The 12,351-nt window shown below is 42.2% G+C and carries 9 protein-coding genes and 1 pseudogene; 4 read left to right on the top strand and 6 right to left on the bottom strand.

Features of this window, described 5'->3' with window-relative positions; genetic code table 11:
- The first annotated feature begins 83 nt into the window (after positions 1 to 83).
- Positions 84 to 299 carry a hypothetical protein gene (locus BV372_RS12355; protein WP_086686801.1) on the top strand — a complete coding sequence of 72 codons (216 nt, stop codon included), beginning with the start codon at positions 84 to 86 and terminating at the stop codon, positions 297 to 299.
- Between the two features lie 390 nt (positions 300 to 689).
- Here BV372_RS12355 and BV372_RS12360 read toward each other — a convergent pair whose 3' ends face one another.
- The 3 genes from BV372_RS12360 to BV372_RS12370 all read right to left on the bottom strand — a co-directional run bounded on the left by BV372_RS12360 (position 690) and on the right by BV372_RS12370 (position 4,795).
- On the bottom strand, positions 690 to 1,325 hold the full coding sequence (locus BV372_RS12360) for a Uma2 family endonuclease (protein WP_086686802.1): 636 nt from the start codon (positions 1,323 to 1,325) through the stop codon (positions 690 to 692).
- A gap of 665 nt (positions 1,326 to 1,990) precedes the next feature.
- A complete protein-coding gene (locus tag BV372_RS12365) occupies positions 1,991 to 4,147 on the bottom strand; it encodes a polyribonucleotide nucleotidyltransferase (RefSeq protein WP_086686803.1) in 2,157 nt (718 codons plus the stop codon).
- Between the two features lie 102 nt (positions 4,148 to 4,249).
- On the bottom strand, positions 4,250 to 4,795 hold the full coding sequence (locus BV372_RS12370; RefSeq protein ID WP_086686804.1) for a GNAT family N-acetyltransferase: 546 nt from the start codon (positions 4,793 to 4,795) through the stop codon (positions 4,250 to 4,252).
- Positions 4,796 to 5,035: 240 nt separating this feature from the next.
- Here BV372_RS12370 and BV372_RS12375 point away from each other — a divergent pair, with 240 nt between their 5' ends.
- The 3 genes from BV372_RS12375 to BV372_RS12385 all read left to right on the top strand — a co-directional run bounded on the left by BV372_RS12375 (position 5,036) and on the right by BV372_RS12385 (position 9,835).
- Complete coding sequence (locus BV372_RS12375) at positions 5,036 to 8,284, top strand: DEAD/DEAH box helicase (RefSeq protein WP_086686805.1); 3,249 nt, start codon at positions 5,036 to 5,038, stop codon at positions 8,282 to 8,284.
- A 184-nt stretch (positions 8,285 to 8,468) separates the two neighbouring features.
- Positions 8,469 to 9,305, top strand: a complete 837-nt coding sequence (locus BV372_RS12380) for an SWIM zinc finger family protein (RefSeq protein WP_086686806.1) — start codon at positions 8,469 to 8,471, stop codon at positions 9,303 to 9,305.
- Between the two features lie 176 nt (positions 9,306 to 9,481).
- A complete protein-coding gene (locus BV372_RS12385; protein WP_086686807.1) occupies positions 9,482 to 9,835 on the top strand; it encodes a CU044_2847 family protein in 354 nt (117 codons plus the stop codon).
- Between the two features lie 179 nt (positions 9,836 to 10,014).
- Here the strand turns inward: BV372_RS12385 and BV372_RS12390 are convergent, their stop codons facing one another.
- From BV372_RS12390 to BV372_RS12400, 3 genes and pseudogenes are all read right to left on the bottom strand, one after another.
- Positions 10,015 to 10,200 carry a PCP reductase family protein gene (locus BV372_RS12390; protein ID WP_086686808.1) on the bottom strand — a complete coding sequence of 62 codons (186 nt, stop codon included), beginning with the start codon at positions 10,198 to 10,200 and terminating at the stop codon, positions 10,015 to 10,017.
- Between the two features lie 206 nt (positions 10,201 to 10,406).
- Positions 10,407 to 11,795 (bottom strand): photosystem II reaction center protein CP43, encoded by a 1,389-nt coding sequence (gene psbC, locus BV372_RS12395; protein WP_086686809.1) that lies wholly within the window; start codon positions 11,793 to 11,795, stop codon positions 10,407 to 10,409.
- Positions 11,779 to 12,351: pseudogene (locus tag BV372_RS12400) on the bottom strand (photosystem II D2 protein (photosystem q(a) protein)); the annotation flags it as partial. The pseudogene BV372_RS12400 and the gene psbC, both read right to left, overlap by 17 nt.

Raw genomic sequence — 12,351 nt, forward strand, 5'->3', positions numbered from 1 at the left:
AAGCACTGCTGTGCCCTCGGAATGATTTATCTGTCGCAAACATTGTTTGAATCGGTATTAGCTACTTGTAGAACCAGCGATAGTTGAGAGCTACCTTGATTGGTACTGCTGCTCTAATTTCTGTTGCTTCTGTTACTCAAATGTATGTAGAGGATAAACAGAAATTAGGAATTGCAGCAGGAGTAGGGGTTGTAACGAGTGTATCTGTCAGTGCTTTTGGTGTAGCTAGTACCAGTACAGCAATTAGTACTTTATCAGGAGTAGCAGCGTATAGTTTTGCGATGGAGGCTCTTAGTTAGGTTAAAGTTATGACTGGAGGGGGCTGCTCTGGTTGGATTTAGTGCGGGTTTTGTAGGTTGGAAGTTTTTTCACGGAGATAAAAATGCTCCTAAAAGGATCTTGAAACAGCTGGAGGCTAACTTGTATCCGTGAAGGAAACAATTAACTTAGGAACTACCAAATAAAAAAATATCCACAAACTGACGCAAAAACCCTTTCTGTTTCTTATTTCTCCTTGTTCTCTGTGTCTCTGTTGTTCGTTTATTTAAATAATTTATTTCTTGGAAATTTCTTATATTAAGGTGAAGCTCAAAGATTGAAGTTGTAGTAACTTTAGTTCGGGCTGAGAAACGAAACCCAACCTATGAAAAGTCGAATACTAAACCTTTTATTATGGTGACTTGTATATACTAAGGAGTAGACGAGGCAGTGCTATTACTCCCAGCTTGAAATATCTGTTGAGCAGTTAAATCCAACTCTGGAAAAGTTGGTGATTGAATACGGTCTGTTCCCCTAAATTGGGTAACTTGGTATTCATCCTCGACTAAAAAATAAATAGATATAGTAGGTTGTTTGGGATTGCCGATAAACTTACGAGCGCCAAGTGCAAGATAATCTACAATCCAATATTCAGGTATACCTATTTCTTCATATTTACCAACTTTTGTATGATAGTCGTCACGCCAATTATTACTGATAACTTCAACTACTAGAGGTATTGATACACCATAAATTAAAGTCGATTCTTTGTTCCAAAGTGGCTCATTAGTAAGATTAGCTTGGTTTACTATTAGGACATCTGGCGAGTAAGCTGACTCATTTTCGGGAGGCTTCACTAGCGCAGTTTTAGGTATGATATAGGGAAGACTTAATTGATAGCATTGCACACTCAGTACTATAGATAAAAATCCTGTAACTTCTTCATGACCGCCCAATGGTTGTGGCATTTTAACGATTACTCCATCATGCAATTCATAGCGTTCACCGTCAGGTTTCCAATGGGCGAATTCTTCAAATGTTAATAGTTTGGGTAAAGGTTGAATCATTTTTTACCTCAGATTTTTTACTGGTATATGACTACTATTTGATTTTTTGATTTTTGAAATACAAGTAAGTAGGTAAGCAATGATGTTTCCAAATACAACAATTTGCAGTTGAATAGACTACAGTAGGGTCACAACAATGTTTGTGCACTTACGAGAATTTACTTTGCAAAGTTTGTATTCCATGCAAATGAAAAGCGCTGTATGTTAATAAAATTAAATTGTAGTGGTGCAACACAGTTAAAATAGTGCATTAATTCAAGGTGCGTTAGCCTTTGGCATAACACACCCTACATCAAGTTTATTTTTCAAATAGTCAAGTAGTTAGAGTGAATTTACAATTAATCATCTCATCATCAGACAACCAATTACATTCGCAACCAAACCACCCACCATCAACAAAAATCTACATTTCTCACTGAGAAATTATTTAATTAAATCGAGCCTGCGCAAGCAGGCTTTGTTTCTTTAGCCGCGACTTTAGTCGTTCGGCTGGATTTACCTAAACTTAATAGCATCAAGCCTGAGAAGGCAAACTGTGTTTGAGCCGCGACTTCAGTCTTGCAGCTTGAATAATCTTGACAACTGAATCAGAGAAGCATACAGCGATGCCTTGCCCTAAGGCATCGCGGATTTTAGATTCAATCTAAAATCCTAAATCGATTTATCTATCGATTTACTGCTGCTGCTTCCCGCGCCGCAGCTGCCTGGTCAGGATGGATACCTAAACGTGTCAGATTAATCCGACCTTTGTTGTCAATCTCGCGCACTTTGACAATCACTTCATCACCAACAGCCACTTCATCCTCTACTTTGCCAACTCGGTAGTCAGCTAGCTGGGAAATGTGGATCATGCCTTCTTTACCAGGCAAAAATTCCACAAATGCGCCTATAGGTATAATTCGAGTCACGCGTCCTACATACACATCACCTTCATGCAACTTGCGGGTCATGCCTTGGATGATGTTTCTGGCTTTCTTCGCCTTGCTTTCATCCACAGCGGAAATCGTAACGGTGCCATCATCTTCAATGTCAATTTTTGCACCAGTTTCCTCAGTGATGCCTTTAATTGTCTTGCCTCCAGGTCCAATCACCAGACCAATCATGTCTGGATCGATCTTAATGGTCAACAGCCGTGGGGCGTAGGGTGAGGTTTCTATGCGCGGTTGCTCGATGGTTTGCAGCATTTTGTCTAAAATGTGCAAACGAGCTGATTTGGCTTGGTGGACGGCTTGGGCGATGATATCCAAAGACAAACCGGAGATTTTCATGTCCATTTGTAAGGCAGTAATCCCCGTATCTGTGCCGGCGACTTTAAAGTCCATGTCACCTAAAAAGTCCTCAATGCCCTGAATATCAGTGAGAACACGCACTTCGTCGCCTTCTTTAATTAGACCCATTGCGGCACCGCTGACAGGCTTGAGAATTGGCACGCCAGCATCCATTAATGCCAGGGTGGAACCACAGACTGAACCCATCGAGGTGGAACCGTTGGAAGAAAGGACTTCCGATACGACGCGAATTACGTAAGGGAATTGTTCTTTCGGTGGTAGCACAGGTAACAACGCTCGCTCTGCTAATGCTCCGTGACCGATTTCACGCCGTCCTGGGGCGCGCATCGGCTTAGTTTCCCCGACGGAGAAAGGTGGAAAGTTGTAATGGTGCAGATAGCGTTTGGATTGGTCTGTTTGCAAGTCATCGTTGAGATTTTGGGCATCTCCGGGAGTACCAAGGGTACAAGCAGATAATACCTGAGTAAGTCCCCGATTAAACAAGCCACTACCGTGGACACGCTTAGGTAAGACATCAACTAAACAAGACACGGGACGCACTTCATCGAGTTTGCGACCATCAACACGAACGTTGTCTTCAATGATTTGACGGCGCATGAAGTTTTTGGTAATTTCCTTGAAGGTGTTACCAAGGGCCTTGCCGTTTGCGTTTGTAGCTACGCGAACTGGGTCTTCTTCGGGAAGTTCTGCGATCGCCGCCGCAATATTTTCCTTAACTACATCCAAAGCCGCATCGCGCTCTGGTTTAGTCAATTCAAATTGCGCCAGAATTTTCTTAATTTCATCACTGGCGCGATCGCTGATGAACTTGTCTAAAGTTTGGTCTACTTCTGGGGGCGTTGCTTGCACAATTTGTAGACCCAGTTCTGCAACTAAATCTTGTTGTGCCTTGATTAAATCCCGCACTGCTTCGTAGCCAAAATCAATCGCCTCGATAATATCTCGTTCTGGTAACTGATTGGCTCCTGCCTCTACCATGATCACGCCGTCTGGTGAACCTGCGACCACCAGATCCAAATCTCCAGCTTCGATTTCTGCGTAAGTAGGGTTAATGACAAAATCATCTCCTACTAAGCCTACCCGTACTGCTGCCATTGGCCCGTGAAACGGAATTTGGGCAATTAGGGTAGCAATAGAAGCACCAGTAACTGCTAACACATCGGGTGGTACTTGCTCATCCATTGACAATGTCAAGGCGACAATTTGCAAGTCATCCCGCAACCATGAAGGGAACAGCGGACGTAAGGGACGATCGATCAGACGGCTGGTAAGAATTGTTTTTTCTGGTGGACGACCTTCACGCCGCATGATCCCGCCGGGAATCCTACCCGCAGCATACAGTCTTTCTTCGTAATCTACTGTGAGGGGAAGAAAATCAATGCCTTCTCTGGCTTGCGATCGCGTAGCCGTCACCAAAACAGCTGTATCCCCCGATTGTATCAAAACCGACCCACCAGCTTGGGGAGCTAGTAGGCCTACTTTCAGTCGAATATCCCGTCCGTCAAAGGATATTGACTTATCAACTTCTGTCATTCAGTTTTTTTTCCTTCTATGCACGCTATTCTCTCTCTGTGGCAATCCTAACATTTATGCACTATGGCTGGCTTGGGCTACATACAAAGATAAACAACTTTGTCAACATAAAGCACGATACATCATTAGAGCCTCTATCACTTGCCCATCGGCTAATTTAGCTGCCTGGGGAATGCGCCCAATGATCTCAAATCCCAATTTCTGCCACAGTGTAATTGACGGTATATTAGTTTCAAAGACCAAATTGAACATGACAGCCTCGTAGCCAAGGCTAGCTGCTATCAATAGCATCGAGTCTCCCATAAACTTCCCTAGGCCCTGACCTCGCAACTGTGGTTGTACAATAAAACCAGCGTTGCAAATATGGCTGCACCGACCGGGGAAGTTTGGTTTTAAATAAAATGCCCCTAATATATCTTTGGGTTTGTCTATATTGCTCTGCTCAACTGCCCGGACAACAAAGGCATCCTGACTCAACCAGTAAGCCGCAAATTCTGCCGGAGAAAGGGGTTGCTTTTGAGGATAAGTTTTCCCTTCAATAATTACTAGATTTAGTAATGCCCTGACTACCTCCTGCTCTTGAGGATGCATATAATCTAGTTCTACTGTGATGCCATTTTTTGTAACTTGATAAAGGGGAAATTGCATTTATTACTAATCTTTAATTATAACTATAATAATTCATATTTAATTTTTTAAATCCAGATTTTGCTGAGCAATCCCACCCTACATTGCTGAATATTTTTGATAATGGTGAATATTTATTATATAGAATTTAGGTAAATTTAGCTCAAAAAATATGAGTAAAATTAATTGCAGCTTTATATATCAAAAAATTAATTCTTGATAGTAGCAATACAGATAACGTAGTTGAGCGGTAGTTGAAAAATGGCAATTTTACATGGTATTTGGTTAAATAAAAAGCAAAATAGTTGTTTATTTATTTGGGGAGAAACTTGGCGTTCCTCACAGGTTGATTCTGATACTAATGCTGCTTTTGATATCCCATCACATCCATTAGCAATGGCACCACAGGAGTTAAGTGAGTGGTTGCGATCGCGGAATTTAAAAATTAACTTTATTCAGCAACCTCAAGTCGCTGTAAGTACAGGGCGAAAACGTCAAAGTGCAAGTGTGGCTGAAGTAATGCCAACACAATCTCAGATAATTGCTTTACCATCTCACATCTCAGACAACAATGAAGAAGGCACAGCATCAATTTTTCCTGTTCATTCTGCCGTCGTTGAAACGCAATTAATACCTGCGCAAAAAACAGACTCTCCACCATACCTGCATCCTTGGCGAGTTGAGGGTTTTTGTCTTAACCCTAGCGCAGCAATGAAATTTCTTGCTTCTCTCCCCTTAAGTACTATTAGCGGGGATGATGCCTTTTTAGGAGGAGATTTACGCTTTTGGTCGCAGGTTGCGCGTTGGAGTTTAGATTTAATTTCACGGTCTAAGTTTTTACCAACCATTCAACCAGAAGCAGACAGTTCGATAGGTGCTAGCTGGCAAGTACTTTTAGATAGTGCTATAGATGGAACAAGGTTGGAAAAATTTTCTCAGTTGATGCCATTGGCTTGCCGCACTTATCAGGAAGAACTGGGGAGTAAGGAATTAACCCAATCCCAACTACATATAAATTTACTGCTACAACCTCAAGAATTACTTTTAGGATTTCTCAACAGTACAATAGATGTTCAAGTCCGTGAAATGGTAGGTTCTCAATCCCCAATTGAAAGCAGGGTGATGGCATCTCTACCAGCAGCGGTGCGGCAGTGGTTGCAAGCTTTAACTAGTGCATCTCAAACAGTTAGTGCCGATCCAATTGGAGTAGAAAGACTACAAGCGGCACTGACAGCTTGGACTATGCCCCTGCAATATCAATTAACTCATAAAGCTTTATTTCGTACCTGTTTTGAATTGCGTTCTCCGGAGTCTGGAGAAACAGAATGGAAATTAGCATATTATCTCCAAGCTGCGGATGATCCAGAGTTTTTAGTAGATGCGACAACAATTTGGCAGCATCCAGTTGAGCAATTAACATATCAAAATCGCACAATCGAAGCACCCCAAGAAACTTTTCTGCGCGGCTTGGGGTTAGCTTCCCGATTGTATCCAGCGATCGCACCTAGTTTAGAAAGTGAATATCCTGAATCTTGTAGTCTTAACCCCATGCAGGCATACGAATTTATTAAGTCTGTGGCTTGGAGGTTGGAAGATAGTGGTTTAGGCGTGGTTTTACCGCCCAGCTTGGCAAACCGCGAGGGATGGGCGAACCGTTTAGGGTTGAAAATTACTGCCGAAACGCCAAATCAAAAGCAGGGACGCTTGGGATTGCAGAGTTTGCTCAATTTTCAGTGGAAATTAGCGATCGGCGGACAAACTATTTCTAAAGCTCAATTTGACAGGCTGGTAGCATTAAATAGCCCCCTAGTGGAAATCAACGGCGAGTGGGTGGAGTTACGTCCCCAAGATATTAAGACAGCCCAAACCTTTTTTGCTTCCCGGAAAGAAAAAATGTCCCTTTCCTTGGAAGATGCTTTACGCCTAAGTACAGGGGATACCCAAGCAATTGAAAAATTACCTGTAGTTAGTTTTGAAGCATCTGGGGCATTACAAGAGTTAATTGGGGCACTTACAAATAATCAGGCGATCGCACCTTTACCCACACCCGCCAACTTTAAAGGACAGTTGCGACCTTATCAACAGCGAGGTGCAGCTTGGTTAGCTTTCTTAGAACGTTGGGGTTTGGGTGCTTGTCTCGCCGACGATATGGGTTTAGGAAAAACGATTCAGTTCATTGCTTTTCTTTTACACCTAAAAGAACAGGATGCACTAGAAAAACCTACTCTATTAGTTTGCCCAACTTCTGTATTAGGTAACTGGGAAAGAGAAGTTAAGAAATTTGCTCCGACATTGAAAATTTTGCAATATCACGGTGATAAACGCCCCAAAGGTAAGGCATTTACAGAAGCAGTGAAAAAGTATGATTTACTTGTAACTAGTTACTCACTAATTCACCGAGATCTCAAAGCATTGCAGAGTGTGGATTGGCAAGCCATAGTTTTAGATGAAGCACAGAATGTTAAAAATTCTGATGCCAAGCAATCCCAGGCAGTACGACAATTAGAAGCAGCATTTCGTATCGCTTTGACTGGTACACCAGTAGAGAATAGATTGCAAGAACTTTGGTCTATTTTAGATTTTCTCAATCCTGGTTATTTGGGGAATAAGCAGTTCTTTCAACGCAGATTTGCCATGCCTATTGAAAAGTATGGCGATTCTGCTTCATTAAATCAATTACGTTCATTAGTCCAACCATTCATTTTGCGGCGACTGAAAACAGATCGTGATATCATTCAAGACTTGCCAGAAAAGCAAGAAATGACCGTATTTTGTGGGCTAACTCCTGAACAAGCCACGCTTTATCAAAAAGTAGTGGAAGAGTCTTTAGCAGAGATTGATACCGCTACAGGATTACAACGCCGAGGGATGATTTTAGCTTTATTAATTAAGCTCAAACAAGTCTGCAATCATCCAGCCCAATATTTAAAAGAAAGTTCATTAGGAAAATATCATTCTGCCAAACTTCAGCGTTTGGATGAAATGTTAGAAGAAGCCTTAGCAGAAGGCGATCGCGCTTTAATTTTCACCCAATTTGCGGAATGGGGCAAGTTACTTAAACCCCATTTAGAAAAGCAGCTAGGGCGAGAAGTCTTTTTCTTGTATGGTAGCACTAGTAAAAAACAACGTGAGGAAATGATTGACCGTTTCCAACACGACCCCCAAGGCCCACCTATTATGATTCTCTCCTTGAAAGCTGGTGGTGTGGGGTTAAATTTAACCAGAGCAAATCACGTCTTCCACTTTGATAGATGGTGGAACCCCGCAGTCGAAAATCAAGCCACAGACAGAGTATTTCGCATTGGTCAAACCCGTAATGTTCAAGTACACAAATTTGTTTGTACGGGAACTTTAGAAGAAAAAATTCATGACATGATTGAAAGTAAAAAACAACTTGCAGAACAAGTTGTAGGCGCAGGGGAAGAGTGGTTAACTGAACTAGATACAGACCAACTCCGCAATTTACTTTTACTTGACCGCAGTTCTGTCATTGAAGAGGATGAAGGATAAATAATTTTGCTAGCGAAGCTTCTAAAATTGTTTTAGATAATGAACCACAGATAAACACGGATACACACAGATATTTAACAATGTTATTTGTTTTCATCTGTAGTTAGTAATGATTTAGGATGCTTATAGTAATACATATTGCCTAGCTGTAAGCCTCAAATTATCGTTAAATTTTGAATTGATTATGACTGATTACACTCTACAAGCAAGTCGTGAATGGTGGTCACAAAGGTGGCTAGATTTATTAGATTCTTACCGCTTTAAAAAGCGTCTAGAACGTGCAAGAAATTATTCTCGTCAGGGAAATGTCCTCAGTATCGAGTTTAAAGGTGCCAAAGTATTAGCAAGGGTACAAGGTAGCGAAGTAGAACCTTATAAAGTTTCCCTTTCTCTAGATCCATTTAGCGATGAAGAATGGAGTTACGTAATTGAAACAATGTCCAAAAAGGCAATATTTGCCGCTAAGTTATTAGCAGGAGAAATGCCACAAAATATTGAAGAAGTCTTCACTTCCAATGGACTTTCTTTATTTCCGTTTACCTTGTCAGATATCCGCAGCAAATGCTCTTGTCCTGATAAAGCTAATCCTTGTAAACACGTAGGTGCAGTATATTATCAATTAGGCGATCGCTTCAGTGAAGATCCGTTTGTACTATTTAAATTGCGCGGACGTACCAAAGAGCAAATTATCAGCGATTTACGCAAATTACGTAGCGGTAAGATTGAAGTTTCTCCTACAGAAACATCTGATGTTCAACAGCCAATTACTAACAATCAATACACAATTAAACTTGACTCATTCTGGCAGTACAATCAGCCACTTGATTCTTCTTTAGTAGTGATTGCGCCTAGTGCTAGCGAGACAGTATTAGATGTATTGGGATCAATTCCCTTGGGTAAGGAAGAGGAAACTGTAGTAAATATCACCTCTGCTGAGGTAGTAATGAAGTATTTGGAAGCAGTCTACCAAGATGTCAGGCAGAAGGCTGTTTTAGCAGCGATGAATCTGGGAGAAGGTTAATACCAATTACAAGTGGGTTCAGTCGCCACGCTTGTAGACGCCCATAAACTAGCAACTGAGGTGATTTTGGATGAAAAGTCTGCATCTTCAGAAGCAAAAACTTATTTTGTATGGGTGGTTGTATTTATTACACGTGGTTGAATGATATAAATGCAGAGTAATCCTGTCAAACCCACATGGAAGCGCAAAATAAAGTTATTTCAGTAGAACTGTCTGATGGTACAAATGTGAGAGTCGAAGCTACGCTAATTGGGGAACGCAAATTAAGTGTCCCAACCCGACCTTTTAATGAAGTAACCGTCGCTATTGAATCCCTTACCAAGGAAATTGCAGAAGTAATCCAAAAAGTTAAACCAGATAAGGCTAGTGTGAAATTTGGTATAGAAATCGCTATGGAATCAGGTAAACTCACGCCTGTACTAGTTAAAGGTACTTCCACAGCCAATCTAGAGATTACTTTAGAATGGGGCCAACATTCTGCGGGAGAATTCAAAATTCAAAATTCAAAGTTTAAGCAGGAAGCTCTATAAACAAGTCGTCATCATCAAGTTAGGTGAACATTATTAAGCGCGCATCTTCAGTCGCTATTGAACTTTTCCCCCTTCCCTGAGCCACTTCCTCACTGTAACTAACTGATGTTATAAAGCATTATGCAATCTGAACAATTCTTGGTAATTCTTTCAACATCTAACAGAACAGTTTAAGTAGTTTACTGCCCAAACTCCAGGCGTGCTTGTTCAACCAACTCTGCTGTCACAATATCTTGCTTTGCCTGACGAGCTAGCTGCTCAATTCTTGCTTTTGCTTGAGTACGGACAAAAAAAGGAATATTTTTTAATTTTTCCTTAGCTTCCGCGGTCCATCCTAAAGAATCGGAAAAAATTGAGTCACTCATATTTAATACTCCTTTATTTAATTGCGGTGTTTCTCTACCAAGCTAGCAATAAAAATTAATAAGAAAAATTTTCTAAATCTGTCTCTAATAAATCTGATTTTGTCACATCGCAGCAGTACTAACTATTAACAATTAATAAAAAAGCTCTTGCTTTTACACAAGAGCTAGAAACATTTAATTGTCAGTGATGAAAGAAAACTTCCGAACTAGTCGAGTTCGGTCATGGACATGACTGGCTCATTCTCACGATCAATCCCTTTCTCAAAACCACCTGCTGCGGCGCGAGCGCGACCTGCGTGCCACAAGTGACCAATGAGGAAGAAGAAACCTAAAACGAAGTGAGAAGTTGCCAACCACGCACGAGGAGATACGTAGTTGAAGGAGTTGATTTCGGTAGCCACACCACCTACAGAGTTTAGAGAACCCAGAGGAGCGTGAGTCATGTATTCAGCAGCACGACGAGCTTGCCAAGGCTGAATATCGTTCTTAATTTTTTCTAGGTCAAGACCGTTAGGACCACGTAGAGGCTCCAACCAAGGGCCACGGAAATCCCAGAAGCGCATGGTTTCACCACCGAAGATGATTTCACCAGTGGGAGAGCGCATCAGGTATTTACCTAGACCTGTAGGACCTTGTGCAGAACCGACGTTAGCACCTAAGCGTTGGTCACGGATCAGGAAAGTAAGAGCTTGTGCTTGAGAAGCTTCAGGACCTGTAGGACCGTAGAATTCACTGGGGTAAACAGTGTTGTTGTACCAAACCATACAGGAAGCAATGAAGCCCATCAGGGACAGAGCGCCCAAGCTATAGGAGAGGTAAGCTTCACCAGACCAAATGGATGCACGACGTGACCAAGCGAAAGGCTTGGTGAGGATGTGGAAAATCCCACCAGCAATACAGATGAAGGCAACCCAGATGTGACCGCCGATAACATCTTCCATGTTATCAACGCTGACAATCCAGCCTTCGCCACCAAAAGGAGACTTGATTAGATAACCAAAGATTACAGCTGGGTTCAGTGTTGGGTTAGTAATAACACGAACGTCACCACCACCAGGTGCCCAAGTGTCATAAACACCACCGAAGAACATTGCCTTCAGCACCAACAACAGCGCACCACAGCCCAGAATGATCAAGTGGAAGCCGATGATGTTGGTCATCTTGTTCTTGTCTTTCCAGTCATAACCAAAGAAGGAAGAATACTCTTCTAAGGTTTCTGGACCGCGGATGGCATGATAAATACCACCAAAACCAAGCACAGCTGAGGAAATTAGGTGAAGCACACCCACAACAAAGTAGGGGAAAGTGTCGATGACTTCGCCACCAGCACCAACACCCCATCCCAAAGTAGCGAGGTGAGGTAGCAGGATTAAGCCTTGTTCATACATAGGCTTTTCAGGGATGAAGTGAGCGACTTCAAATAAAGTCATTGCTCCAGCCCAGAATACAATCAAACCAGAATGGGCAACGTGAGCACCAAGCAGTTTGCCAGATAGATTGATCAAACGAGCGTTACCAGACCACCAGGCAAAACCTGTTGATTCTATGTCACGTCCACCGCCCATCGCCGCCGTTCTATTAGAGAGCGTTACCACGTGGTAATACCTCCTCAGGGAATACAAATTGTTCGTGGGGCTGATCTTGAGGAGCCATCCAAGCACGGATACCCTCATTCAGCAAAATATTCTTGGTATAAAATGTTTCAAATTCCGGGTCTTCAGCGGCGCGCAATTCTTGCGACACGAAGTCGTAAGCCCGCAGGTTGAGTGCCAAACCGACGATGCCAATTGCTGCCATCCACAGACCAGTTACTGGCACAAACAACATGAAGAAGTGTAACCAGCGTTTGTTAGAGAAAGCAATCCCGAAAATCTGTGACCAGAATCGGTTTGCTGTCACCATTGAGTAGGTTTCTTCTGATTGAGTCGGATTGAAGGCGCGGAAGGTGTTAGCTGCTTCGCCATCTTCAAACAGAGTATTTTCTACTGTCGCTCCATGAATGGCACATAACAATGCGCCACCCAACACCCCAGCAACACCCATCATGTGGAAGGGGTTGAGGGTAAAGTTGTGGAAACCTTGAATAAACAGGATGAAACGGAAGATTCCGGCTACTCCAAAGCTGGGTGCAAAGAACCAGCTTGATTGTCC

It is taken from the genome of Nostoc sp. T09, from assembly GCF_002154695.1.
Classification (GTDB): Bacteria; Cyanobacteriota; Cyanobacteriia; order Cyanobacteriales; family Nostocaceae; genus Aulosira.

Coding starts and splice junctions, on each gene's coding strand:
- BV372_RS12360 (WP_086686802.1), bottom strand. CDS start 1,325: ATGATTCAACCTTTACCCAAACTATTAACATTTGAAGAATTCGCCCAT.
- BV372_RS12365 (WP_086686803.1), bottom strand. CDS start 4,147: ATGACAGAAGTTGATAAGTCAATATCCTTTGACGGACGGGATATTCGA.
- BV372_RS12370 (WP_086686804.1), bottom strand. CDS start 4,795: ATGCAATTTCCCCTTTATCAAGTTACAAAAAATGGCATCACAGTAGAA.
- BV372_RS12375 (WP_086686805.1), top strand. CDS start 5,036: ATGGCAATTTTACATGGTATTTGGTTAAATAAAAAGCAAAATAGTTGT.
- BV372_RS12380 (WP_086686806.1), top strand. CDS start 8,469: ATGACTGATTACACTCTACAAGCAAGTCGTGAATGGTGGTCACAAAGG.
- BV372_RS12385 (WP_086686807.1), top strand. CDS start 9,482: ATGGAAGCGCAAAATAAAGTTATTTCAGTAGAACTGTCTGATGGTACA.
- BV372_RS12390 (WP_086686808.1), bottom strand. CDS start 10,200: ATGAGTGACTCAATTTTTTCCGATTCTTTAGGATGGACCGCGGAAGCT.